Origin of the sequence: Antarctobacter heliothermus (genome assembly GCF_002237555.1) — a bacterium.
Classification (GTDB): Bacteria; Pseudomonadota; Alphaproteobacteria; order Rhodobacterales; family Rhodobacteraceae; genus Antarctobacter; species Antarctobacter heliothermus_B.
Genome location: NZ_CP022541.1, coordinates 190,444 through 213,530, shown reverse-complemented (window position 1 = coordinate 213,530; position 23,087 = coordinate 190,444). Strand labels below are relative to the sequence as shown.

Sequence of the window (23,087 nt, the reverse complement as noted above, 5' to 3'; positions counted from 1 at the left end):
AGCCCCCCCTGCCCTCAGTCGTCCAGCGCCGCATAAAACGCGGCGATGGCCTGTTCCAGTTTGCGCCGCTCGATAGCGGAAAAATCCCGATCATCGCGTAGCTCCAGCCGCCCCTGCGAGGCACTGCATTTGGCCACCCCACCGGCCCGAGGCACCTGAAAGGTTGTCTTAGCCTGACGCGGGCGCGCGGACTTTGCCGTGGTCTTACCCGTGGGTAAGGTCGCACCGGCATCCACAAATCCGCGCAGGATCTCAACCTCTCGCTGGGCGTCCCTGCCCGGCTCTTCATGCAACGCCAGTGACACACGCGCAGCTAGTCCATCGTCACGATCCATCCGGCGTTTCAGCTCTACCCCGACATTGCGCGGAATGTCCTGCGGATGTTCCAGCACCTTGTCCAGACGCATCAGCAATTCGGCAAAGGCACGGATATAGCTGCGCTTGGTGTAGGTCGCGGATTTGAACAGCGTCGACACCGCATCCGCCACCTCTGGACAATTGTTCGCCGGATCATCCGCATAGCGCCGTGCGAGGGTCGCCATCTCGGCAAAAGAGATATCCTTGCGGATCAGGTTTTCGTCGACCATGCGGCGATAGCTGGTTTCGGCCTGCGCCTCTATGGGGACGATCCCGGCGGGAATCGTGGCGAATGCCGCGTCGCTGGTGTCCGCGAACAACGCGCGAAACGCCAAAAGGCGGCGCATGCCCTGGATCAATTCATACTTGCCATCATCGCGCGCCTCGACCCGGATTGGGTTCGACAGGCCAACCTCACGGATCGAGGTTTTCAGCTCTTCCAGTTCCTCATCGGCACCCGGCTTGCGATCTCGCAACAGGCGTTCCGTCACCACGCTGTCCAGCGGGATGCGGTCGGTGATCAGCCCGTCGCGTTTCAGCCGCACGAACTCGGACGCGAGGCGGTCATTCTCTTCGCGGATGGTGTCCTCGGCCACCTTGCGATCCCGCAGAGAACTGGCGTTTTCGTTGATGGCCGAGGCCATCGGCCCCCGGCGCAACGCCCGATCGGGAACCTTGCCGACCTCCATTTCGCCCATTTCGGGGATGTCGATGTCGAACATTCTGCGTTTCTTGCTCATTGGTTTGCCTCCATCTCTGCCCATGCGTCATGCACGGTCTGGCGGAACTCTTCATAAGCGGCATCGAATGTAGACCGCGCTCTGCGCCAGGTCTCTCTGGTCATCTCTCGGTAATCCATTTCGTACACCGAGTTCAGGAATCGCCCGGACTGTTCCACGGCGCGCGTCATCTCGACCGGGTTTTCGGTGACATGTTCGCCCCAAACCTTGCGAAAGGCATCCCACATGGCGCGGTGCAAATCATTGCCCGGCTCATAGCGGGTCAGCAAAAACCGGATGTCATAAAACGCCTTGGGCAGTGCGATCTTACCCGTGGGTAAGGTGCCGTCGAACCCGGCGGACAGATCCTCAAGCGCCTCGGACAACTGCCCGACAAATGAGGTGGTGCTGTCGTATTCCCAATAGCCGGGGCCGGAAGGCACATAGAGGATGTCAGCCGCAAAGACCGCGTTCATCGATTGATACCCAATGGCCGGCGGACAGTCGAAGATGATCATGTCGTAGCTGTCATCGGGGATCTGGTCGAGGTAGCGCGACACGGCAGCAAAGAACGACCAGTCCGGATTCAGGTGCCGGTACTGCGCGCTGGCGAATTCGACAAAGGCAGCGTTCGCGCAGGACGGGATCGCGTCGATGGTGGGCCATGAAGTCGGCTTGATAAAATCGCCGATGCGCAGGTCGCCAAGGCCCAGTTCGGTGATGGCGGCGGGCAAATGGCGCTGGGGCAGGGCGGCACCGGATTCCGCACCGACCGGCCCGGCATTCATACGTTCGGTTTCGCGAATCAGATCGCGGGCCATCACGCCCCAGACGGTGTGCTCCTCCGCCACGTCGGTGAGGCCCATGGAATGGCTCAGCGTCGCTTGCGGATCAAAGTCGACGACCAGTATGCGGTAACCGTCAAGCGCGGCGGCATGGGCGAAATGCAGGGCGACGGTGGACTTGCCCGCGCCGCCTTTGAAGTTGGCGACCGCCGCACGAATGGCACGCTGGCCTGCAGGACGGTGGGGCATCAGGCTGCGCTTGTTGATCTTGAGGCGGCGGCGCAGTTCGTTGATTTCCTCCAACGAGAACCACCGCTGACGGCCCTCCTGTTCAACCTCGCCGGTGGGCAATGAGGGGTCGGCGGCCAGCTTGCCGCGAAAGGTCGACTGGTTGATGCGGAAGATCAGCTCCGACACCTCCCAGCTGGAAAAGCGGCGCAGCTTCTTTTCCAGACCGGGGGAAAAGGTCTGCTGCCTGATCCAGCCCTGAAGCTTGAGTGAACGGTTCTGGAGAATGCCCAGATCTTCGTGTGTGTACATGCTGTGCCTCACAGGACGGGTTTCAGGTCTTTTTCCCGATTTACGCCCAATTTGCGTTTAACGCAAAAACTATTATCGTGGAGCGGCAGGGAAAGGTTTTCTTACCCACGGGTAAGAAAGCCTGAGGAAATACCCGCCTGAGCGATTCGGAGACAGCAAAGGGGAGCGCCGAGTCCAGGCGGGCAAAAGGATTGATCCTGCCCCCAGATTTAGGGGGACACCCGAAGGCCGCCAACCACCGATAGGGGGACATTTCCGGGCTATAGGGGGACAGACAGGATGTCCCCCATCACCTTTAACTTCACCTATTTCTTTTTTGAAAGGGATAAGGGGAAGGGCCTGATGCGGGTCGGAGCGTACGACCGCTTGACAGAATCGTAAGGTTGGACGCAAATTGTCCTCAAGCTCGGAAAAGCGTTGGCAGGCGTCGAATATCCGGGCATGACAGCCGGAACGACCCGGCAATGAGGCGGAGCAGGTCATGCAGGTGGCGAAACCGGTTGGACGCAATGCGTCGGCCATGAAATACGACATATTGTCGGCGTTGGGTGTTTCGGCGCTGTGCGGGGACAAACATCGTCAACGGCTGATGCTGCGCCTCATGGTGCTGATCACGACCCGGTATAATTGGCAGAGTAATGAGCTGTCGATGGGACGATCTGAAATTGCCCGGCTGTGGTCTGTCGATGAACGCACCGTCAAACGCGAGATGGCCAAGATGCGCAGCGCGGGCTGGGTTGAGGTCAAGCGCGCCGGGGTAAAGGGCCGGGTGACGGTCTATGCCTTGAACCTCGACGGGCTGATGGCAGAGACCACCCCTAGCTGGGACATCATCGGCACCGATTTCGCAGAACGGATGGGCAGCCGTCATGGCGGGGCAGGGGGTCCGGCGCAGGTGGCTGATCCGAATGTCATCCCGTTCCAGCCCCGAAGCCGCACGGATGCGGCGCAAGGTTTGGCAGAGGGGGCATGGGGCCGCGTGCTGGCCAAGTTAGGGCAAGAGGCCCCGGCGCAGACCTCTGCATGGTTCGGGCAGTTGTCAGAAATGTCGCATGACGGTGGCTGCGTGACGCTGGCCGCGCCGTCGCGATTTGTGGCGGATTACGTCAACACACACTTTGTATCGCGCCTGCTGAGCGCCTATGCCGAGATTGATCCGGGCGTGCGCCGCATTGAGGTTATGGCCGTCGATTGATCCTTGAGCGAGCGGTTTTCGGTTGGTGGGGCAGGGGGCTTAGGCCTGCAAATCGGCCTGATAGGTGGTCAAAATCCACTGCGGCAGCACCGGCGCGGCCAAAGTCAGACGCCCCTTGGCAAACCCAAGCATCTGTTTTGGCGGCACATTCAGCTGTGAGTTGTCAAACACCATCCCGCGATCCGCCTGCAAGATCGCGGTTCGGATCAGTGGCAAACTGCGGGTATAACGGGCGCGGATCTTGTCCTCGGGGACATTGTGCCCACCCTCATCGGTGCGGGCACGGACACGGCCAACGGACAGATCGGCGCTGTCGACACCCACATGCATCACGACAACCAGATAGCCGCGCGCGCGGGCGGTTTCGAGGATCGCCAGTTTTGAGGAATGCGAAAACACCGTCTCCGTGGCAAAGCTGTGCCCCGCCTCCAGCATCGTGCTGCGGCGGTCCTCTGCCATCTTGGCGGCGGTGTAAGAGGCGGTCATCGAGGCGTCGCGCAGTTCATCGCGCTGGATGATGTCGGCGTTTATGAATGGCCCGGCAAAGCTGGGCGCAACACGGGTCTGATACAGCGTCGACTTGCCCGCGCCATCGGGACCGGCCAGCAGGACGAGGCTGGGCCTCATGCGGGGGTGTCATCCTTGGCGTGGATCAGGTTGCCGCCCGCGTCCAGCCCAACACCCCGGCCCAACATCCGGCGGTTGGCGAAGAACGCCTCTTCGGCCTGCGAGGGCTGCGCCATTTTCTCGGTGAAGGCATCCAGCCAAGCAGCCTCTTCGTCCTCTTGCAACTGGGTGGTGTCCAGCTTGCCCTCCAGCGCGGCGGTGATGCGCGCGTAGTCAAAGCTGTCCGAGTGTTCGATCGCCCGCCCCAGTTTCAGCCAATGGGTGATCTGACCCGCCACAGACCGGCTGTGCAGGTCCGCCTCACGGCGCACGAGGGACATGATGTCGTCAGCAAGTTTCACGGATTGGGCCATGGGTGCCTCCATTGTCTGGCTTAAAGGTAGCAAAATGCCACCTCAAATTCAAGGGCAGGGGGCTGTGGCGGGCGGAACGGTGACCCCGCATGAACCAAAGGCAGAGGTCTGCGTTCACGCGGTGGACAGCGATTGCGTGAAGGGGCGCTATTCGTAGCCCTTTTTGGATTTCGCCATCTGAATGGCAAAGCGGGCATCTTTTGCCTCGATCTCATGGTCGAACCAGTCGATGCGGATTTGTCCGGGGCGGCCGTTTTGGCCCCATTCGCGGACAAGGGACCAATCGCCAAACAGGCCCGGCATGATCTCCATTCGGTAGAACAGGCTGGTGTTGGTGCCGTGTTCGGTCAGGGTGAGATCCATGGCGTGCTCCGCGTCGTGGCTGTGTTTATGGGTCCTGATGCCGCTGCATCCTGTGTGTCAAATCACAGTTTAACCTAGCATTGGTGTCACAGCCATACCCTAGCTGGATTCTGAAAAGGTCCGACTCGACAGTGATTTGAGAGTTTGATTCACTCTTGGCCCGATAGCGGCGGGGTGTGTGGCCCTTGCGTTGGCCGCTGGAATCTGCGCGTCCTGCCGGGGTTTGATTGGGCAAGGCCGCTGTCGCCCTCCCCCGGCAGGACGCGGGGGGCAAGTGCTGGCCGAAGAGTGAAAAGGAAATGCCATGCGCCACGTCGTCGTTACCGGAGGAAGCCGCGGGATCGGAGCTGCGACAGTTCAGGCCTTTCTGACGCAGGGGGATCGGGTCACCGCCTTATCCCGCAGTGGTGACGCGCCGAATGGCGCGCAGGGCATCAAGGTTGACCTGACTGACAGCACCGCAACCCTTTCGGTGGTGGCCGATCTTGGCGACATCGACGTTCTGGTGCTGTGCGCGGGTGCGGCGCGTCAGGTGCCGCTGGCGGATCTTGATCTGGGCGATTTCCGCAATGCGATGGAGGGAAAATACTTCTCTTACGTCAATATCATGATGCCGGTGGTCAAGCGTATGGTCGCGCGCGGATCGGGGATCGTGCTGCCGGTGATCGGCATGGGCGGAAAGTCGGCCAGCCCGCTGCATCTGTCAGGCGGCGCGGCGAATGCGGCCTTGATGCTGGTGACGACCGGGTTGGGGGCGGCGCATGCCAAGGACGGGCTGCGGATCGTCGGGCTGAACCCCGGACCCGTGGCGACCGGACGATTCCAGCAAATGGCCGAGGCCCATGCCAAGGAGACCGGGCAAAGCGTTGAGGCCGCCAGGGCAGAGCTTTCGGCAAGGTTTCCCTCTGGCAAGATCACCGAGCCAGAAGACCTTGCCGATATGCTGGTGCTGCTGGCCTCGGATGGTGCGCGTGCGGTGAATGGCACGGTGATCGCCATGGATGGCGGCGCGACGCCGATTATCTGAAGACGAGCCGGCGTTGGGGGCAGGGGCCGCCTGCTACCCATGATTTCAGCCAGTATTCTCTGCAACAGGCGCGCAGGTTCCACACCTATGCAGTCGACGCTCTTTGAGGATCGGCCAGCGCAAACTGCGCAACGCCGCCGTCACCAAGGGTATCACATCAGCTTATGGCAGCAAAAGAAGGCGGTATTTCCACGATTCGATCCGGGGGCCTATGGTCTTGATCAAAGGCTGTGGTGGCACTGGTGGAATTGTGACTCTTCCCGATGGCGCCCCGAGGCCAAAATCAGGGGCGTTGGCCCGCGGGGGAGCAAAAAATGGCATATCAGTTCGACACCGAAACCGCTGGAAACTTGCCGCGCTGCCGGATGCTGTTGGGCGGTGACTGGGTCGAGGGCGATGGCCCCGCGCAGGACATCATGGACAAGTTTCGCGTGACGCCGTTTGCGCAACTGCCCGCCAGCACCGAGGCGCAAATTACGCAAATGATTGATCTGGGTGTGGCCGCGTTCGAGGCGGATCGGATGTCGCCGCATGATCGCGGGGCTGTGCTGGACAAGGTCGCGGGATTGCTGGAGGCGCGGGCGGAAGAGTGCCGCGCCGTCATGCAGGCCGAAACCGGTTTCACCGTTTCCGACTGCCGCAACGAGATCCGGCGCACGGTGCAGACATTGCGCCTGACCGCAGAAGAGGCGCGGCGGTTTGCAGGTGACGTCCTGCCGGTGGCCGGGGCGGCAGGGCAGGGGGGGCGCACGGCCTTTACCATGCGGGTGCCGCTGGGGCTCGTGCTGGCGGTCACGCCGTTCAATGCGCCGCTGAACACCGTGACGCACAAGATCGCGCCGGCGCTGGCGGCGGGCAATGCGGTGATCCTCAAGCCTGCCGGGCAGACGCCGCGCACCGCCTGTTTCATCGCCTCGTTGTTCCTAGAGGCGGGCCTGCCCAAAGGTCTGTTGCAGGTCTTTCATGGCGGTGGACCGGCGGTTGCGCTGGCGATGAAGGATCAGCGCGTGCGCTATATCGCCTTTACCGGGTCGACCGACGTCGGACGGATCATCCAGGCGCAGGCCGAGCTGCGGCGCACGCAGATGGAATTGGGGTCGATCGCCTTTACGGTTCTGACCGACGATGCGGATCTGGATCTTGCCCTGCCCAAAGTGGTTGGCGCCGGTTATCGCAAGGCCGGTCAGGTCTGCACCTCTGTTCAGATCCTTTTGGTGCATGACAGTCTCAAGGCCGAGGTCGAACGTCGCATGACCGACCTGGTGTCGGCGCTGAAGTTTGGCGATCCTTCGGACGAGGACTGCACGACCGGTCCGCTGATCTCGCTGAAAGACGCAGAGCGGGTTGAGGCCTGGGTGACAGAAGCGGTTGAGCGTGGCGCGACCTGCCTTGTGGGCGGCACGCGGCAGAACGCGGTGATCGCACCGACGCTGTTGACCGGCGTGTCGTCCGACATGCGGGTGGGTTGTGAGGAAATCTTTGGCCCGGTGATCTGCATCGAAAGCTATGACACCTTCCCCAACGCGCTGCGCCGTGTGAACGCCACGCCCTACGGCCTTGCCACCGGGCTATTTACCAACCGGCTGGACGAAGCCTTTGCTGCCGCGCGCCAGTTGCATGTGGGCGGGGTCCACATCAATGAAACATCCTCTTCGCGCTGGGATTCGATGCCCTACGGCGGGTCGAAAGACAGCGGCTTTGGTCGTGAGGGCCCGCACTATGCGATGCAGGAAATGTCTGAAGAGCGGGTCGTGAGCTTTGCGGTATGACGGACCTGTGGTCCCTTTCTGCTGGCCTGTCCACGACGACAGTTGTCGGTGACGGGCTTTGGCGGCGATGCGCTGTTGTCGCATTTGTTGCGACATTCTGAAAAGGCTGAAGCGCTGCGAGGGATGCCTTTGGGTCAATTCGAATGGGCGCGGGTGACCCGCTCTGCGTACACGAGCAAATTGTCCGGCCCAATGGTGGAATGGATGGCGCCGCCGGTAGGGCAATGCAGCAGCGGGAGTTTTGGGCAGGAAACGAGGGTAATTTTCGATCTTTAGAGGAGAAATCCGGTCCCAAATCACACCAAACCGATTCGGCTTTAAGCGGTGAAGGGGGACGTTCCAAGCCATATGGGCGATGAAAGATCCCGCTTTGCAACCCTGTGGTGCGCACCCTTCGGCCTATGCGGGAGGGCTGGTTGGCTATGCCCTGCTTGACGTCCTGATCTGACGTTTCCTGGCGTCCGAAGGTGGCGCAGAATATAACGAAATCAATGGGATACGCGGAAAAATCAAAAACCACGCCGTAACCCAAAAATATTTCATAATGACGGTTGCCATGCGGCAATAAGAGGGGATAGGCTTTGGAAAATCAGGAAATCGCAGCGCCACCAGCGCGCCGCGGCATCTTGTGAAAGCGACAAGGTTTCCGGGAAAACCGGGCGGTATCTTGGAATTGCACCATTGACCGGCCGCGCGTTGGGGAGGGCGGGTTTCACGGATGCGCAGGAAATTGGGCAAAGGCGGACAGGAGACCGGCTTTAATCAATTAACGTCACTATCACGAAAACAGGGAGGAAATAATGTCATATTCAAATTCGTTGAAGGCGGCTCTGGTGCTTTCGGGGGCGCTGCTGATGTCCCAAGGCGCATACGCCCAGGACTTTCCCGAGAAGCCAATTGACGTAACGGTTTGGGCGTCTGCCGGTGGCGGCACCGACACCACAAACCGCTTTTTGGCCGAAGCCATGCAAAAGCACCTTGGCGGCAAGGTCAATGTGTCAAACCGGACCGGTGGTGGCGGCGGTATCGCCATGAACCACGTCTGGAATCAGCCGCATGATGGATACACCTGGTTGGGGGCCTCCGAGGCCATGCAGGTCGTCAAGGTCATGGGCTACCACGAAACCGGCACGCAGGATTGGCGCTGGTATATGGTTGCAGGTGCACCGGGCGTCATTTCCGTGCATCCGGATTCCGAGTTTGAAACACTGGACGATCTGATTGAAGCTGCGCGCGAAAACCCGAATTCGGTTCGCGTTGGCCACTGCGCAATTGGTTGCGTTTGGCATATGCGGGCCATCGCGCTTGGCCAAGCTGCAGACGTTGAATTGAACTATATTCCGTTCGACGGCAGCAGTCCGGCCCATATGGCCGGCTTGACAAGAGAAGTTGACGCGGTTGTGTCCGGCGTTGCCGAGCAGACCGAGTTTCTGAAGGCCGGTAAATTGCGCGCTCTTGGAATGATCGAAATGGAGCCGTTTGATTTCCCCGAGCTAGGCGAAATTCCGGCGGCTGGCGTGAAATACCCCAGAATCCAGGAGATTCCGGCAGTGCAATGGCTGGGAATGGCCATCCCTGCGGATACTCCGGCGGATATCATCGCCGAGATCGACGAAGCCTTTGAGAAGGCGATGGAAGATCCCAAGATCAAAGCCTTGGCCGAGGAGCGGATGTTCAGCCTGTATGGCGAATATGGCGAAGAGGCTGAAACGCGCCTGCAAGCCATGGAAAATGCCATGAGCTGGAAACTGTTTGAGATGGGCGTTGCAACCACATCGCCGGATACCGTGGGCATCGCCAAGCCCTGAAATATCCCGATGTATTGTGTCGGTGCCGCGTTGCGGCACCGACAATTCCCGATCTTGTCTTCAGGAGTAGCCGATGCTGCCGCGTAAATCTCTTCGCCGCGCCGATGTCGTTGCATCCAGTGTGATGATTTGCCTTGGACTTGCCGTTGTCATATCCGCCGCGCGAATGCCCTGGACCAGCACCGTCACCGGTTCGACGAATTTGTGGTATGTTTCACCCGGATTGTTTCCGGCAGTGATTGGCGGTTTGTTGATCCTCTTCAACCTAAAGGTATTGGCGCAGGCCATCAAGGAAGGCGGCTGTGACGGCCTTTGGCCTTCAACCGTTGGATGGTTTCGAGGTCTGGGATATAACCGTCCGATCCACCGGGTCATTCTGATATCCATTCTGATGGCGGTCTATATCTTTGTTGCCATCGGCAGGATGAACTTTCTTTTGGCGAGCGGCTTATTCCTGTTTATCTCCATCGCCTTGTTCTGGTGGGGAGATGGCGAAGGAAAGTTGAGCCGCAAGATCCCGATCACAGCACTGGTCGCCGTCGGTGTGCCTTATCTGTTCACCTATCTCTTCCGCACATTCTTGTATGTGCCGATGCCCTGAGCGTCGGTCCGTGAAAGAGGATTGGTAAAAAATGCAACAGTTCTTCTATGAAATCATCGCGCTGGCGAACCCGCTTGATCTGGCGGTAATATCTGGCGCTGTCATTCTGGGCATTATCTTTGGCTCGTTGCCGGGTTTGACCGCGACGCTTGCCGTGGCCTTGCTTAGCACGGTGACGTTCGGGTTACCTGTCGATATCGCGATGATCGCCCTTATCGGATCTTATGTAGGTGCAATTTACGGTCCTTCACATGCGTCTATTCTGCTCGGGATTCCCGGCACAGCGGCCGGGGCGGCAACCGCATTGGACGGGTACAAATTGGCGCAGCAGGGCAGGGCAGGGGAAGCCATTTCCATGGCCACTGTTTCGTCCGCTATCGGAACGATCATCGGTTTGTTTGCGCTGCTCGCGCTTTCGCCGATCTTGATCGAACTGTCCTTGCAATTCACCTCGGCTGAGTTCTTTTTGCTGGCGGTATTTGGTGTCCTGATTTGCGGTTCGCTGACCGCTCCGGATATGCCTGTCAAAGGGTGGATCGCCGGGATGCTTGGCTTGCTGGTGGCCTCCATCGGAATGGAGACGATCCAGGGTTATCCCCGGTTTACCTTTGGTCTGCCCGAATTGGCTGGCGGGATCGATATCGTGCCTGTCATTCTTGGCGGGTTCGCCATTCCCCAAGTTATGCGGATCTTGCGCGATCTGAGTGAAAAGGCGGACTCGGTAAAATCCGTCAAGAACCTGTGGCCCAACTGGCGCGAGGTTTGGCGCCGCAAGTTTGCCACGACGCGCGCCGGACTGATGGGCGTGTCAATCGGGGTCATCCCGGGCGTGGGCGAGGATATCGCTGCCTGGGCGTCCTATGATGCCGCAAAGAAAGCTGATCCCGATCCCGAAAGCTTTGGCAAAGGCAATATGTCGGGCGTTATTGCCGCCGAAACAGCCAACAACGCTTGTATCGGTGGTGCGATCATTCCGGTTCTGTCCTTGGGTATCCCTGGTTCCCCGCCTGCGGCAATGTTGCTTGGCGCGTTGAATCTGCACGGTGTCCGGCCTGGACCGATGCTCGCCTTCGAATTTCCCAACTTTATCGCGCAAATGGCCGCGATGCTGTTCTGGGCCGCAATTGGCATCCTTGTTTACGGCATCCTGATGGCGCGCGTTACCGGTATGGTTCTGCGGCTGCCGGTCGCCGTATTGATGCCGATGGTGGTGTTCTTTGCGGTGATGGGGTCGTGGGCATTGGGTCTAAATATCTTCAACATATACATGATGCTGACCTTTGGTCTGATCGTCTATTTGATGGAAGAAATCGGATATCCGGTCGCGCCTATGGTGATTGGCGTCCTGTTGGGGTCGATGGCCGATGTCAGCCTGCGCCGCGCGCTGTTGGGGTCCAATGGCAGTATCGAGGCCTTTGTCACCCGTCCCGTCGCGTTGATCCTGATTGCCTTGATTGTTCTTTCGCTGTCGCTCCAGAGCAAGTTTGTTCGAGGGTTGATTGCCACGGGTTGGAGCAAACTGTTCGGTCTCTTCAAGACCGCGAAAAAAGAGGTGTGATGCCGCAAGTAAGGCAGCCGTGGCTTTGGACACATCTATCGGTCCCAGTTTCACGACGGCTCTGACGCACCGGCGTACATGAAAATCCCGAATTGGCTCGAAATACTGGCCAAGAATTCTACCCGAATGTCTCAATATTTGCAGACGTTTGAACCTGTCATATCAAAATTCGGTCTAGGCGTTGAAGGCCGACCGGAAAACATGAGGAGCCTCCCATGCCCAAAGGTGCCGAGCTGATCACCGAATTTCTCGTCAAAGAGAAAGTCCCCTATGTATTTGGTATCTGCGGCCACGGAAACGTCGGAATGCTGGATGCGCTGCACGATGCGAAAGAGGATATCGAGCTGATTTCCCCCCGCCATGAGCAGGTTGCCGCGCATATGGCCGACGCTTATTTCCGGGTCAAGCATGAAGCCGTGGCGACATTGACCTCTTGCGGGCCAGGGTCGGCCAATATGGTGATGGGCACCGCGCTGGCATTGACGGACAGTTCGGCTTTCTTTGCGATCACAGCAAATGTGCCGACATCGCAATTCAACCGCAGCCCGTTTCAGGAAATCAACCGGCACCATCAGGCGGATTTCGTCAATGTGATGCGCCCGGTGGTCAAACGCAGCTATCAGCCGACGCGGGTGGATATGTTGCCTCTGGCCTTGCGGCAGTCTTGGTCGACCATGTTGTCAGGTCGCCCGGGGCCGGTGAACATGGATATCCCGTTCAACGTCTTTCAGGAAGAGGCGGATGTTGAACTGGAACACGGGCACAAGATCCTGTTGAACGAGCGCCGCAGCGCGGCTTCGCCAGAGGATATCGCTCGCACGGTGGATATGCTTCTGGCCTCTCGGCAACCGGCGCTGTTTGTCGGCCATGGTGTCGTTATTTCGGAGGCGTCCGAAGAGCTTACAGCCTTGGCGCACCGTCTGAGTATTCCTGTGATCGCCTCCCCGAACGGGATGGGATCGCTGGATATGGAGGATCCGCTGTCGTTGGGCTTTATCGGTCGCAATGGCGCTTATGCGGCCAATCAGGCCGGGCGGTTGAGCGATCTGGTGATTGCGATTGGCGCGCGTTTTGACGACCGGTCGTCGTCGTCGTGGCTGCCGGGATATTCGTGGAATTTCCCCGCGACGAAACTGGTGCATGTGGACGTCGATCATGCCGAACTGGGTCGCAGCTATGCGCCGGATCTGCCGGTTCTGGCTGATGCGCGCAGCTTTCTGCGGCAAATTCTGGCCGAATTGGACGCGCGAAATATTCCGCAAGGCGTTCACAATCAGGCTTGGTTGGACGATATCGCTGCTTGGAAAGGTGAATGGGATGCGTTCACCCGTCCCAATTTCGAACTGCACACCAAACCGATCCGGCCCGAACGTATTGTCGACGATTGCCAGAAGGTTCTGTCTGATGACACCATCATGACGTTTGACGCCGGCATTCACCATAACTGGTTCATGCAGTTCTGGAAGGCACGGCGTCCTCAGACAATGCTGAACAGCTGGGGCTTTTCGGGAATGGGCTTTGGTCCTGCTGCGGCTCTTGGTGCCAAGCTGGCCGCGCCAGATCGTCCGGTTGTTTCGGTTTGCGGAGACGGCGGTTTTACCATGGTGCCGCACGTTCTTTGCACGGCCGTTGAATACAACATTCCGGTTGTCTGGGTGGTTTGGAACAACTTTGCGTGGGGGGCAATCCGCGACTTGCAGTATGGTTTGTTCAATGGTCGCGAAATTGGAACCGGATTTTATTCTGGACCAAATTCCCAACCCTACAACCCCGATTTCGCCGGTTGGGCCAAGGCGGCCGGGGTCGAAGCGGTTACCGTCACCCAGTCCGAGGATTTCGCCGGGGCGTTGGAACACGCGGTTCAGGCCAATGTCCCTTACCTGATCGACGTCCATGTGGATGCCGACGTCCGTCCGCCCGCGACCGGCGCGTGGCAGCTGCCGCCGATCCCGTACAAAGAGCCGGCCTTTGGCGAGCGCATCCTGCAACCGGGTGCGCGCTGAACATGGCCAGGATATTCATCACTGGCGGCGGCGGCTTTGTCGGCGCGGCGATTGCCGAACGGCTGGCCCGGCGCGGCGATGAGGTGGCGGCTTTTGACATCGTCGAAAGTCCGCGCCTCAAAGAGTTGCGGGCCGAGTTGCCGAACCTGGCCTTTTACCCGGGCGAATTGACCGAATGGTCCCAACTGGCGGAGGCGATGAAGGATTTTGACGCTGATGCGGTGATCCACTGTGCCGCAGTGGTTGGGGTTCTGAACGGCGCATCAAGTCGGCTTTGGACCATGCGCGTCAATGTCGAGGGATCGTTGAACGTGCTGTCCGCGATGCGGCTGTGCGATGTGAAGCGTATGATCAACCTGTCGTCCGAAGAGGTTTACGGGGCCTTTACTGGCGACACGATCGACGAGACGCATGGCTGTTTTCCGGTGAAAACCTACGGCATTTCCAAGTTCGCGACAGAGCAGCTTGCCCGTGATTTCGCTGAGGAAAACGAAATGGAGGTGATCCATATCCGGACCTGTTGGGTCTACGGGCCGGGCCTGCCGCGTCCGCGCATCCCCAAGACGTTCATCGACGCGGCGGTGGACGGGCGCAGCCTGCATCTGGACGGCGGGGCCGCATACCGCGTCGATCAGGTCTATATCGACGACCTGACAGAGGGGTTGGTCGCGGCGCTGGACCACCGGACGCACAAACATGACGTGTATCATATCACGACCGGTCAGGCGCCCAGTCTGGGCCAGATGGTCGACTGGATCCGCGAAATTGTTCCGGGTGCGGATATTTCGATATCGTCTGGTCCGTATCAGGTGGGGCCGGGTGTCGTCGCCGTGCGCAAGGGCGCGTTGGATTGCAGCCGGGCGCGCGATGCCTTTGGCTATCAACCGAAATTCACCCTGCGCGACGGGCTGGAGGCGTGTGTCGCCGCACGGCGGAGGATGCAACAGGATGTCTGATATGAGCAGATCAGGCGTGGCGGCGGTACGCAGGCGGGCAATCCCGCGCTGCGCACCGGTGCCATCAGCCTTTTCGACGCTCCAGCAGGCGGATCAAGCCGTCGAGACCAAGGATATAGGAATCGGTCCCGAACCCGAGGACAAAACCTTCGCACATCTCGGCGGTCAAAGTGCGCAAATAACCTTCGATACTGCGGTGGGTGACGTGAACCTCGATATAGGGCAGGTCGGGGCGGACCGCGGCCAGACAATCCTTCAACGCGTGTCCGGCGTATTGAAATCCCGCCGGGTTCATCAACAGCCCGTCGACACCGTCATCGACGGCCTGATAAATGCGATTCATCGCATCGCCTTCGATATTGGTGTAATAGATTTCCAATTCCACACCACATTCGGCGGCACGCGCCTGCATCATTGCATCAAGTTCGTCCGTCGTGGTGCTGCCATAGCGTTCCGGCTCTCTGCGACCAAGCCAATTCATATTGGCACCTTGCAGCATGAGAATTCGCCAAGGCTTGCTTGCTTTAGTCATCGTGATTTTTCCTTTTCTGAGGATCGACGCAATTGGCAGTCCTGCACGGATGCCATCTCGACAACGAAAAATTACGCGTGGTAATATGGAAATGAAAGATAAAACTGCCAGTGAGGAAATAAAATGACCGAACGTAAATCCGTCATCCGAAATATTGCCGAAGTGCCGTGGAAAGAATTCCCCAATCACTTTGGCGGTGCCTTGTCCAAACCGCTAGTCGATGCCGAAGGGCTGGGCGCGCAGCATGTGGACCACCGCATTTCCTGCTATGAGCCGATGGCCTATGTGGCCCTGCACACCCACAAGGTGCAGGAACAAATCTATCATGTGCTGTCCGGCGAAGGCCTGTTTGAACATGATGGGGAAAAGACCGTGGTGCGCGCCCATGACGTGATCTTTATCCCGCCCGGTGTCGAGCATGCCTTTTACAACACGGGCCTTGATCGACTGGTTTTTCTGGTCATCACCTCGCCCCCGTCTGACGACTGAACGACGGGGCGCTAAGACCGCATAGCAATACTTGGAGGAACAGATGGCACTGCTCATCACCGGCGCGACCGGACATGTCGGCCTGACGTTGGTGCGTCTTGCGCTGGCCGAAGGCCTTGAGGTTGTCGCGCAACACCGCGCGCCGGTATCGGAGGCACTGAAGGACGAACTGGGCCCTCGCGTGCATTGGGCGCGCTGCGACCTGTCCGATGCTTTTGCCACCGCGGCGGCCTTGTCGCCCTGCAAGATTGACGCTTGCGTCCACACAGCAGCGATTCCCAACGATCGCATCGCCGCTGATATCCCGTGGCAGACCGTGCAGACCAACGCTGTTGCGACCTCGGCCCTGTTGGAACTGGCGCGGCACCAGGGATGGCGGTTTGTCTATGTCAGCACCGGGTCGGTGTTTCAAAAGGACATGGACCTCAGTGTGCCGGTGCCAGAGGACACACCGTTGTCGCCGCGCACGCTGTATGGTTCGACGAAGGCGGCCGGAGAGTTGTTCACCGGCATGTATCGCAACCAGTACGGGCTGTCGGCCGCGACGGTGCGGATCGGGTTTGTCTATGGCCCGCCTTTGGTGCCACCGCAGCGGGATCTGCCGCGCGGCCCGTTGGTCGCCTTTCTGCGTGAGGCGATGCTGGGGATTCCCGTCCGCGAGGCAGCGGGCGGCGATTTCGTCGCCAGCTTTACCCATGTCGACGATGTGGCGGCGGGGTTGCTTGCCATGGTCCGGGCGCCAGAGCTGCGGCATGACATCTATCACCTGTCCCACGGGCGCAACTGGTCAACCTTTGACGTGGCCGATGCGGTGCGCGCCGCCGTTCCGGGGGCCGTTGTCGAGGTCGGGCCGGGGACCGAACCCTGGACCACCTGGAACCGGATGCGGGGGGCGCTGTCAGGGACGCGCATGCTGGAGGATTCAGGGTTTGCCCCGCGTCTGCCACTGGCCGAAGGCGTCACGGCCTTTGCCGACTGGATGCGCAAGAACCCCGACTATTTGGGGCAATAGACCCCGGACAATGACAATCGGCGGCCCATGCCGTCAGGGAGGATACGATGCAATTCAAGAATGTCCTGGTGACGGGGGCCGGGGGCCTGTTGGGCCAACATGTGGTGCGCGAATTGGACGGGCGCTGCGCGGTCGAGGGCTTTGACCTGAAGGCCGGAGAGGCCAAGATCGACTGGCACGTCGGCAATCTGACCGATGCGGAGTCGGTCGCCAAAGCCGTCAAGGGCAAGGATGCCATCGTCCAGATCGCCGCGATCCCGAACATCTGGTCGGGCACCGGTGAATTGACGATGCAGGTCAATGTCGTCGGCCTGTACAACCTGCTGTCCGCCGCCGAAGAGGCCGGGGTCAAGCGGGTGGTGATCTGTTCCAGCGATTCCGTGGTCGGGTACACGGTGGGCGAAGGCGCGATGCTCCCGCCGCAATACCTGCCGGTCGACCTGGATCACCCGCTGAACGCCACGGACCCCTATGGACTCAGCAAGGTCATGGGCGAAGAGATGGGGCGCAGCTTTGCGTTGCGCGGAAAGCTGGAGATCATCGTGATGCGTCCGGTGTTTGTGGCCTATCCAGAGATGCACGACGAAATCCGCGTCCGTTCTGAATCGCCTGCGACTTACAAGGGGCCAATGGCGGGCGGGCCGTCCTCTGCCGGGGGCGGACCGTGCTGGCACCACATCGATCCCCGTGATGCCGCCCGCGCGTTCCGTATGGGGCTGGAGATGACGTATCGCGGCTTTGACCAGTTCTTTTTGTCGGCCAATGTGACGCTGTCACCTGAACCGACGCTGGAGCGCCTGCAAAAGGTTGTGGGGCATCTGCCGGAAATCCGCGACCCCGCTCTGTATGAAAACAAGCCCTTTGCGCCGCTATATGACCTGAGCCACACCCGCGAGGTGCTGGGGTTCGATGCGGAATATGATGCAAGGGCGGTGTCGCTTTTGCAGGATGCGGGCTAAGGGGCGCGGCGATGAACACGCCCAGATTTCTTTCTGTCGATCTGACTGGCCGCCGGGTGCTGATAACCGGCGCGGCCTCAGGTATTGGCCGGGTGATCGCCGAGGGATTTCTGGCAGCGGGCGCGCGGGTGCATGTCTGCGATGTCTCGGACGACGCGCTTGGGGCCATGGCACGGGAACAGCCCGGGATCGGGGCATCGAAGGCGGATGTGTCCGACCCAGAGGCGGTTGCCGGCCTGTTCGACAGGGTCGAGGCAGAGTTTGGCGGGCTGGATATTTTGGTGAACAATGCCGGGATTGCAGGGCCGACCGGGCCGGTGCAGGACATCGATGCCGAAGAGCTGCGGCGCACGATGGCGGTGGATGTCGAGGCGATGTTTCATTGCTGTGCCCGCGCGGTGCCCCTGATGCAGAACAGCGGCGGGGGCCGTGTGGTCAATCTGGCCTCAGTCGCCGGGCGGCTGTCTTATTCCAATCGCACGCCCTACGCGGCGGCGAAATGGGGGGTGATCGGCTTTACAAAAAGCCTCGCGCTCGAGGTCGGGCGCGATGGCATCCGGGTCAACGCGATCCTGCCCGGCCATGTGAATACCTCCCGGTTCCGCGCGGTGGTGGAACGGCGCGCCGCAACTCTGGGGATCACGCCGCAGGAAATGGAGCGTGAGGTGTTGGCGCCGGTCGCGCTTGGGTCGACGGTCGAGTGCGAGGACATCGCGAACATGGCGCTTTACCTGTGTTCGTCCTTTGGCGGCGCGGTGACGGGTCAGGCGCTTAGCGTCTGCGGTGGGGTGGAAATGATGCGATGAGCCTGATTGGCGCACAGCGTCGCAATCAGTGCCACAATGCCGCAGGCGGTGTTGGCAAGGCGGCATCAGAAACCCTAGGTTGGGGGTCAGGTTCGATTTTACAGAGCCAGAGGTGCGGTAACAGGGAATGGAGTGAGGGTATGCCAAAATCATCTGTTGTTCGGGGTGAGACCGCAAGCGCAAAGCAAGAGGCCGATGCCGGTCGCGAACGCGGCGGCGGAATCCAGTCGATCGAACGCGCCTTTTCCATTCTGACCCAGATTGGCCAGCATGATGACGGCATCAACCTTGCCGATCTTTCCAAGGCCGTTGGGCTGCATACCAGCACTGCGTTCCATCTGGTGCGGACCATGGTCGAACTGGGCGTCGTGCGGCAGGCCAAGGGGACAAAACGGTATCACCTCGGGCGCATGATTTTCAGCCTCGCGGCCAGTTCGTCGAGCGAGGTCGATCTGATCGCGACAGCCACGCCCTACCTAGAGGCGCTGGCGCAGGACAGCGGCGAGGGCAGTCATTTTGCGATGCTTTCCGGTGATGACGTGGTGATCGTCGCCCGTGGCGCAGGAACCGGCGCCTTTCAGTTGGTAGAGCGCGCGGGCGGCGCGCGTCCGGCGCATTGCACGGGGATTGGCAAGGTGCTGCTGGCGGGCATGGATGACACCCGGTTCGAGAGCTGGTTGCGTTCGGCAAAGCTGACGGCGCTGACCGAGAAAAGCATCACTGACCCGTCGCAGATGCGGCTGGAGGTCGAACAGGTGCGACAGGCGGGCGTCGGATACGACGATGCCGAATACAATGAAGAAGTGCGCTGCGTGGCCTGTCCGGTGTACGATTTTTCCGGACAAGTGGTGGGGGCGGTCGGCGTCTCTGGCCCGATCTGGCGGATGAACCTTCAACGGATGGAGCACATCACGCAATCCGTTCGCCAAACGGCGGCGCAGCTATCCGAGGATCTGGGTCACTCACCTGGCTGATCACGACATTGACAGCAAAACTGATCTGAACTGTCGCCATGTGATGGCAGTGGGGTCGCAAAATGCTGACATTTTCAGGATTTTCACATTGTCGCATCTAATGCGAAACCACGGGAGAAGCAGATGAAGACCGAACGCGGTATCTTGGCCATCTGGCACGACATCGACACTGGTCAATCCGATGCGGTGCTGGACTGGTACAACAATGAGCACCATTTCGAGCGGCTTTCGGTGCCGGGGTTTCGCATGGTCCATCGCTACAGCGCCGTGGAGGGCACGCCGCACCTGTTTATCAATTATGAAACCGACGATGTGTCGGTTCTGTCCTCGCCCGCCTATCTTGAGCGTTTGAATGCCCCGACGCCGTGGACGCTGACTTCGCAGCCCCATTTCCGGAACAATTCCCGCACCGTTTGTCATCGCAGTTTTGCCTGGGGGGCGGCCGAGGGCGGGTTTGTCGGCGTGTTGCGTATCCTTGCCGAGGACTCGCCGAAGGACAGCCAACTGGATGAACAGGCGGTGCACGCGGCGCTGGATGGAGCATCGGGAATCGTCGGCGGTGAAATCTGGTCAGCGGACCGCGAAAAATCCTCTATCGCGTCACGCGAAAAAGAGATCCGCAAAGGGCAGGACATCTACGTCGATGCGGTTGTTGTTGCCCATGCCACGGATGCCCACGCCGCTGGCAACGCGGTCAAACTGCTGCGTGATGCGCTGCCCGATCAGTTGACGGCACGCGCCTTGACCGGGGTTTGGCAGCTGTCTTTCCGGGCTGAGGCGTCGGATGTCACAGCGTAACGCGCGATTTTCAACACTGGACACGAGGAGGCAGCCATGAAGGTCGCCGTCTTTGGCACCGGCTTTTTCAGCCACTGGCACTATGACAGTTGGAGCAGGATACCCGGCATCGAGCTTGTCGGCATCTGCGTCCATTCCAACGCGGCGCGCGGCGCGGAGTTTGCGCAGCGCTACGGGGCAACCGGCGGCGCGGACGCGGTGTTCACCGATCCGGCGGAAATGCTGGACCGCACGCGCCCCGATCTGGTGGACATCATCACCACGGCAGAAAGCCACCAACCGCTGCTGGACCTTGCGGCGGCGCGGGGCATTCCGGTGATCTGCCAAAAGCCGCTTGCCCCCAGTCTGGACGACGCGCGGGCGATGATCGACACCGCCGATGCGGCGGAAATCCTGTTCGTGGCGCATGAAAACTGGCGTTTTCGGCCTTGGAACCGGGAATGCGGTCGGTTGATCGCAGAAGGCGCTATCGGACAGCCTACGAACATCCATTTCCGTATGCGGCCCGGTGATGGTCAGGGCCCGGACGCTTACATGGATCGTCAGCCCTACTTTCAGAAAATGCCGCGCTTTCTGATCCATGAAACCGGCATTCACACCATTGATGTGTTCCGTTTTCTCATGGGCGAGATCACCGGGGTCCATGCCCATCTGCGCCGCCTGAACCCGGCGATTGCGGGCGAGGATGCGGGCCTTGTGACCTTTGCCTTTGGCTCGGGCGCGGCGGGGCTGTTCGACGGCAACCGCCTGCTGGATTTCGAGGCGGAGAACGTGCGCCTGACCATGGGGCAAATGCTGATCGAGGGCACGGGCGGCAGCCTGCGCGTCGATGGCAAGGGGCGGATCTGGCACCGCAGCCTTCATGGCGGCGCCGAAAAGGAACATCGCTGGGCGTGGGAGGATCGCGGTTACGCCGGCGATTCCGTGCATGCGCTGCAAGCGCATGTGGTCAGCCACCTGCGCGAAGGCACGCCGATCGAGAACACCGCTGCTGACTATATGAAGGCGCTTTTGGTCGAAGAAGCGATCTATCGCTCTGACGCAGAACGCCGCTGGATTGACCTGAATTGAAATGATGCGAGTCGCGCGTGGATGGCTCCACGCCAATGGGAGGAACTAAAATGTCTGACAAAAATGTACTGATCACCGGCGGCGGCGGTCGTCTGGGCACCGTGCTGACCAAACAGCTGCACGCGGACGGCTATGCCGTCACGGTGCTGGACAAGCGCGATCCGCAGATCGACGGCGTCGCCTATGTGGATATCGACATTGTCGATCTGGACGCGTTGACAGATGCCTTTCGTGGGTTTGACCGCGTGGTGCATCTGGCCGCTGTACCCAACCCGCGCACGTCCAGCCCGAAGGAATGTTTCCGCGTCAATACGCAGGGCACTTGGACGGCGCTGCAAGCTGCCGAAGATGCGGGGGTGCGCCGTGTCATCGTGATTTCCAGCGATGCCGCGACCGGGCTGCACTACAACCCCGAAAACTGGCGTCCGCAATATCTGCCGGTGGACGAAGCCCACCCGATCCGGCCGACCGAGGTCTATTCGTTGACCAAGGAAATCACCGAGTCCATCGCGGTGTCGTTTGCCCATCGTGGCAAGATCGAGGTCATCGCCATCCGTCCCGGCCATATCGTATTTGAGCCCGAGTATCCCGAACTCGCCTCGCGTGGCGCCGATGTGCAAAATTATCACCTCTGGGGTTATGTCGCGCCCGAGGACGTGTCGCAGGGCATCCAGCTTGCGATGGAACATCCCGACGGTAGCTACGACTGCATCTTCCTTGGTGCCGCGGATGGGTTGAACACGCGCCCGACGCTGGAGTTGTTCCGCGAACGCTTTGGCGTGGAACCAGAAGTGCGCGGCGACGTGTTCGAAAAGAACCCGCAGGCCGGTATTTTTGACATCCGTCATGCACAAGAAAAGCTGGGCTATGCGCCGAAAATGACCTGGCGCGATTTCAACAAGTCCTGAGCCCTACAGATCCAAAATTTACCGGAGACCGGAACGATGACCAACCCCGCCTCGAATTTTGCCGTGAACCTCTACGCCTATACCTTCAAATGGACCGCCGCCGACGCTATGCGCCACCTTGCTGACAGGGGCTTCGCGGGCTTTGAGCTGATGATGTATCCCGGCCACCTCTGGCCCAGCGAAGTCGATGCCGCCGCCCGTCGTGACATCGTCAAGGTGGTCGAAGACACCGGCACCCGCATCGTGTCTTTCAACATGCCCAACCTCGATCTCAACATCGCGGGCGGGTCCGAAGAGGTGCGCGCCTATACCCTTGATCTGATCGAAGGGTTTCTGAATCTGGCGGGCGATGTGGGTGCGCCGACGATTGTGCTGGGGCCGGGCAAGGCCAACCCTTTGTTTCCGCTGCCCGATGAGGTGCTGCGTGGGCATTTCTTTCGCGCGCTGGACAGGCTGCTTCCGGTCGCCAAAAAGAACGGGGTCAAGGTGCTGATCGAGAACATGCCGTTCGGCTGGCTGCCTGACGCAAAATCGCTGCTGTCGACGATTGAGGACTATGGTGACGATGACGTCGGCATCATCTACGACGTGACCAACGCGTATTTTATCAGCGAAGACCCCTGTGAAGGTCTGCGCCACCTTCAGAACCGTCTGGATCTGGTGCATTTCTCGGACACCGGACGCAAGGCCTATCGCCACGATCCGGTCGGGGCCGGGGACATGGATTTCTCGATCTATCCGCCGGTTCTGGCCGAGGTCGGTTATTCGGAACTGCCCGTGCTCGAAGTTGTGTCCCGCCAGCCGCAGATCGACGATGAGATCCTGGCGAGCGCGGCAACACTGGCCAAGCTGGGTTTCAAGGCAAAGGCAGCCTGAC

Annotated in this window: 24 protein-coding genes; 18 read left to right on the top strand and 6 right to left on the bottom strand. The window is 60.1% G+C overall.

What is annotated here, in order from left to right:
• Positions 1-14: 14 nt before the first annotated feature.
• Positions 15-1,097: a ParB/RepB/Spo0J family partition protein gene (locus ANTHELSMS3_RS23530; protein WP_094037471.1), complete on the bottom strand. Its 1,083-nt coding sequence runs from the start codon at positions 1,095-1,097 to the stop codon at positions 15-17.
• Complete coding sequence (locus ANTHELSMS3_RS23525) at positions 1,094-2,401, bottom strand: AAA family ATPase (RefSeq protein ID WP_094037470.1); 1,308 nt, start codon at positions 2,399-2,401, stop codon at positions 1,094-1,096. Before ANTHELSMS3_RS23525 ends, ANTHELSMS3_RS23530 begins: the two co-directional genes overlap by 4 nt.
• A gap of 481 nt (positions 2,402-2,882) precedes the next feature.
• Between ANTHELSMS3_RS23525 and ANTHELSMS3_RS23520 the strand changes: the two genes are divergently transcribed.
• The gene (locus ANTHELSMS3_RS23520) at positions 2,883-3,596 is read left to right on the top strand and encodes a DnaA N-terminal domain-containing protein (protein WP_094037469.1); all 714 of its coding nucleotides are present in this window, start codon (positions 2,883-2,885) and stop codon (positions 3,594-3,596) included.
• Between the two features lie 39 nt (positions 3,597-3,635).
• Here ANTHELSMS3_RS23520 and ANTHELSMS3_RS23515 read toward each other — a convergent pair whose 3' ends face one another.
• Positions 3,636-4,223 carry a zeta toxin family protein gene (locus tag ANTHELSMS3_RS23515; RefSeq protein WP_094037468.1) on the bottom strand — a complete coding sequence of 196 codons (588 nt, stop codon included), beginning with the start codon at positions 4,221-4,223 and terminating at the stop codon, positions 3,636-3,638.
• Positions 4,220-4,576 (bottom strand): TA system antitoxin ParD family protein, encoded by a 357-nt coding sequence (locus ANTHELSMS3_RS23510; protein WP_094037593.1) that lies wholly within the window; start codon positions 4,574-4,576, stop codon positions 4,220-4,222. The genes ANTHELSMS3_RS23515 and ANTHELSMS3_RS23510 overlap by 4 nt, the downstream gene beginning before the upstream one ends.
• 34 nt (positions 4,577-4,610) lie before the next feature.
• Here ANTHELSMS3_RS23510 and ANTHELSMS3_RS26410 point away from each other — a divergent pair, with 34 nt between their 5' ends.
• Positions 4,611-4,733 carry a hypothetical protein gene (locus ANTHELSMS3_RS26410; RefSeq protein WP_302630589.1) on the top strand — a complete coding sequence of 41 codons (123 nt, stop codon included), beginning with the start codon at positions 4,611-4,613 and terminating at the stop codon, positions 4,731-4,733.
• Here ANTHELSMS3_RS26410 and ANTHELSMS3_RS23505 read toward each other — a convergent pair.
• Positions 4,724-4,939 (bottom strand): WGR domain-containing protein, encoded by a 216-nt coding sequence (locus tag ANTHELSMS3_RS23505; RefSeq protein ID WP_094037467.1) that lies wholly within the window; start codon positions 4,937-4,939, stop codon positions 4,724-4,726. The two genes, ANTHELSMS3_RS26410 and ANTHELSMS3_RS23505, sit on opposite strands and share 10 nt — an antisense overlap.
• Before the next feature lie 304 nt (positions 4,940-5,243).
• Here ANTHELSMS3_RS23505 and ANTHELSMS3_RS23500 point away from each other — a divergent pair, with 304 nt between their 5' ends.
• The 7 genes from ANTHELSMS3_RS23500 (at position 5,244) to ANTHELSMS3_RS23465 (ending at position 14,661) form a co-directional block, all read left to right on the top strand.
• Positions 5,244-5,966 carry an SDR family oxidoreductase gene (locus ANTHELSMS3_RS23500; RefSeq protein WP_094037466.1) on the top strand — a complete coding sequence of 241 codons (723 nt, stop codon included), beginning with the start codon at positions 5,244-5,246 and terminating at the stop codon, positions 5,964-5,966.
• 314 nt (positions 5,967-6,280) lie between these two features.
• On the top strand, positions 6,281-7,735 hold the full coding sequence (locus ANTHELSMS3_RS23495) for an aldehyde dehydrogenase family protein (protein ID WP_094037465.1): 1,455 nt from the start codon (positions 6,281-6,283) through the stop codon (positions 7,733-7,735).
• A gap of 953 nt (positions 7,736-8,688) precedes the next feature.
• On the top strand, positions 8,689-9,543 hold the full coding sequence (locus ANTHELSMS3_RS23485) for a tripartite tricarboxylate transporter substrate binding protein (protein ID WP_157733636.1): 855 nt from the start codon (positions 8,689-8,691) through the stop codon (positions 9,541-9,543).
• A 73-nt stretch (positions 9,544-9,616) separates the two neighbouring features.
• On the top strand, positions 9,617-10,144 hold the full coding sequence (locus ANTHELSMS3_RS23480; protein ID WP_094037462.1) for a tripartite tricarboxylate transporter TctB family protein: 528 nt from the start codon (positions 9,617-9,619) through the stop codon (positions 10,142-10,144).
• Between the two features lie 31 nt (positions 10,145-10,175).
• Positions 10,176-11,702 (top strand): tripartite tricarboxylate transporter permease, encoded by a 1,527-nt coding sequence (locus ANTHELSMS3_RS23475; protein WP_094037461.1) that lies wholly within the window; start codon positions 10,176-10,178, stop codon positions 11,700-11,702.
• Between the two features lie 215 nt (positions 11,703-11,917).
• Entirely contained in the window at positions 11,918-13,705 is a 1,788-nt protein-coding gene (locus tag ANTHELSMS3_RS23470) for a thiamine pyrophosphate-binding protein (RefSeq protein ID WP_094037460.1), read from the top strand.
• Between the two features lie 2 nt (positions 13,706-13,707).
• Positions 13,708-14,661 carry an NAD-dependent epimerase/dehydratase family protein gene (locus tag ANTHELSMS3_RS23465; RefSeq protein WP_094037459.1) on the top strand — a complete coding sequence of 318 codons (954 nt, stop codon included), beginning with the start codon at positions 13,708-13,710 and terminating at the stop codon, positions 14,659-14,661.
• Positions 14,662-14,725: 64 nt separating this feature from the next.
• On the opposite strand, the gene ANTHELSMS3_RS23460 is transcribed toward ANTHELSMS3_RS23465, so the two are convergent.
• Entirely contained in the window at positions 14,726-15,193 is a 468-nt protein-coding gene (locus ANTHELSMS3_RS23460) for a type II 3-dehydroquinate dehydratase (protein WP_094037458.1), read from the bottom strand.
• Between the two features lie 123 nt (positions 15,194-15,316).
• On the opposite strand from ANTHELSMS3_RS23460, the gene ANTHELSMS3_RS23455 reads away from it, so the two are divergent.
• From ANTHELSMS3_RS23455 to ANTHELSMS3_RS23415, 9 genes are all read left to right on the top strand, one after another.
• Positions 15,317-15,682, top strand: a complete 366-nt coding sequence (locus ANTHELSMS3_RS23455; protein WP_094037457.1) for a cupin domain-containing protein — start codon at positions 15,317-15,319, stop codon at positions 15,680-15,682.
• A 43-nt stretch (positions 15,683-15,725) separates the two neighbouring features.
• Positions 15,726-16,694 (top strand): NAD-dependent epimerase/dehydratase family protein, encoded by a 969-nt coding sequence (locus ANTHELSMS3_RS23450; protein WP_094037456.1) that lies wholly within the window; start codon positions 15,726-15,728, stop codon positions 16,692-16,694.
• Between the two features lie 47 nt (positions 16,695-16,741).
• On the top strand, positions 16,742-17,653 hold the full coding sequence (locus ANTHELSMS3_RS23445) for an NAD-dependent epimerase/dehydratase family protein (RefSeq protein ID WP_094037455.1): 912 nt from the start codon (positions 16,742-16,744) through the stop codon (positions 17,651-17,653).
• Between the two features lie 11 nt (positions 17,654-17,664).
• A complete protein-coding gene (locus tag ANTHELSMS3_RS23440; RefSeq protein ID WP_094037454.1) occupies positions 17,665-18,459 on the top strand; it encodes an SDR family oxidoreductase in 795 nt (264 codons plus the stop codon).
• 140 nt (positions 18,460-18,599) lie between these two features.
• Entirely contained in the window at positions 18,600-19,433 is an 834-nt protein-coding gene (locus ANTHELSMS3_RS23435) for an IclR family transcriptional regulator (protein ID WP_198319963.1), read from the top strand.
• 123 nt (positions 19,434-19,556) lie between these two features.
• A complete protein-coding gene (locus ANTHELSMS3_RS23430) occupies positions 19,557-20,231 on the top strand; it encodes a hypothetical protein (RefSeq protein ID WP_094037452.1) in 675 nt (224 codons plus the stop codon).
• A 36-nt stretch (positions 20,232-20,267) separates the two neighbouring features.
• Complete coding sequence (locus ANTHELSMS3_RS23425; protein ID WP_094037451.1) at positions 20,268-21,302, top strand: Gfo/Idh/MocA family protein; 1,035 nt, start codon at positions 20,268-20,270, stop codon at positions 21,300-21,302.
• Positions 21,303-21,352: 50 nt separating this feature from the next.
• Complete coding sequence (locus ANTHELSMS3_RS23420) at positions 21,353-22,210, top strand: NAD-dependent epimerase/dehydratase family protein (protein ID WP_157733635.1); 858 nt, start codon at positions 21,353-21,355, stop codon at positions 22,208-22,210.
• 36 nt (positions 22,211-22,246) lie between these two features.
• Positions 22,247-23,086: a sugar phosphate isomerase/epimerase family protein gene (locus ANTHELSMS3_RS23415; protein ID WP_094037449.1), complete on the top strand. Its 840-nt coding sequence runs from the start codon at positions 22,247-22,249 to the stop codon at positions 23,084-23,086.
• Position 23,087: the final 1 nt, after the last annotated feature.

Bases quoted from the DNA above. Each gene is read 5' to 3' on its own strand.
- ANTHELSMS3_RS23530 (WP_094037471.1), bottom strand. From the start codon at position 1,097: ATGAGCAAGAAACGCAGAATGTTCGACATCGACATCCCCGAAATGGGC.
- ANTHELSMS3_RS23525 (WP_094037470.1), bottom strand. From the start codon at position 2,401: ATGTACACACACGAAGATCTGGGCATTCTCCAGAACCGTTCACTCAAG.
- ANTHELSMS3_RS23520 (WP_094037469.1), top strand. From the start codon at position 2,883: ATGCAGGTGGCGAAACCGGTTGGACGCAATGCGTCGGCCATGAAATAC.
- ANTHELSMS3_RS23515 (WP_094037468.1), bottom strand. From the start codon at position 4,223: ATGAGGCCCAGCCTCGTCCTGCTGGCCGGTCCCGATGGCGCGGGCAAG.
- ANTHELSMS3_RS23510 (WP_094037593.1), bottom strand. From the start codon at position 4,576: ATGGCCCAATCCGTGAAACTTGCTGACGACATCATGTCCCTCGTGCGC.
- ANTHELSMS3_RS26410 (WP_302630589.1), top strand. From the start codon at position 4,611: ATGCCACCTCAAATTCAAGGGCAGGGGGCTGTGGCGGGCGGAACGGTG.
- ANTHELSMS3_RS23505 (WP_094037467.1), bottom strand. From the start codon at position 4,939: ATGGATCTCACCCTGACCGAACACGGCACCAACACCAGCCTGTTCTAC.
- ANTHELSMS3_RS23500 (WP_094037466.1), top strand. From the start codon at position 5,244: ATGCGCCACGTCGTCGTTACCGGAGGAAGCCGCGGGATCGGAGCTGCG.
- ANTHELSMS3_RS23495 (WP_094037465.1), top strand. From the start codon at position 6,281: ATGGCATATCAGTTCGACACCGAAACCGCTGGAAACTTGCCGCGCTGC.
- ANTHELSMS3_RS23480 (WP_094037462.1), top strand. From the start codon at position 9,617: ATGCTGCCGCGTAAATCTCTTCGCCGCGCCGATGTCGTTGCATCCAGT.
- ANTHELSMS3_RS23475 (WP_094037461.1), top strand. From the start codon at position 10,176: ATGCAACAGTTCTTCTATGAAATCATCGCGCTGGCGAACCCGCTTGAT.
- ANTHELSMS3_RS23470 (WP_094037460.1), top strand. From the start codon at position 11,918: ATGCCCAAAGGTGCCGAGCTGATCACCGAATTTCTCGTCAAAGAGAAA.
- ANTHELSMS3_RS23465 (WP_094037459.1), top strand. From the start codon at position 13,708: ATGGCCAGGATATTCATCACTGGCGGCGGCGGCTTTGTCGGCGCGGCG.
- ANTHELSMS3_RS23460 (WP_094037458.1), bottom strand. From the start codon at position 15,193: ATGACTAAAGCAAGCAAGCCTTGGCGAATTCTCATGCTGCAAGGTGCC.
- ANTHELSMS3_RS23455 (WP_094037457.1), top strand. From the start codon at position 15,317: ATGACCGAACGTAAATCCGTCATCCGAAATATTGCCGAAGTGCCGTGG.
- ANTHELSMS3_RS23450 (WP_094037456.1), top strand. From the start codon at position 15,726: ATGGCACTGCTCATCACCGGCGCGACCGGACATGTCGGCCTGACGTTG.
- ANTHELSMS3_RS23445 (WP_094037455.1), top strand. From the start codon at position 16,742: ATGCAATTCAAGAATGTCCTGGTGACGGGGGCCGGGGGCCTGTTGGGC.
- ANTHELSMS3_RS23440 (WP_094037454.1), top strand. From the start codon at position 17,665: ATGAACACGCCCAGATTTCTTTCTGTCGATCTGACTGGCCGCCGGGTG.
- ANTHELSMS3_RS23435 (WP_198319963.1), top strand. From the start codon at position 18,600: ATGCCAAAATCATCTGTTGTTCGGGGTGAGACCGCAAGCGCAAAGCAA.
- ANTHELSMS3_RS23430 (WP_094037452.1), top strand. From the start codon at position 19,557: ATGAAGACCGAACGCGGTATCTTGGCCATCTGGCACGACATCGACACT.
- ANTHELSMS3_RS23425 (WP_094037451.1), top strand. From the start codon at position 20,268: ATGAAGGTCGCCGTCTTTGGCACCGGCTTTTTCAGCCACTGGCACTAT.
- ANTHELSMS3_RS23420 (WP_157733635.1), top strand. From the start codon at position 21,353: ATGTCTGACAAAAATGTACTGATCACCGGCGGCGGCGGTCGTCTGGGC.
- ANTHELSMS3_RS23415 (WP_094037449.1), top strand. From the start codon at position 22,247: ATGACCAACCCCGCCTCGAATTTTGCCGTGAACCTCTACGCCTATACC.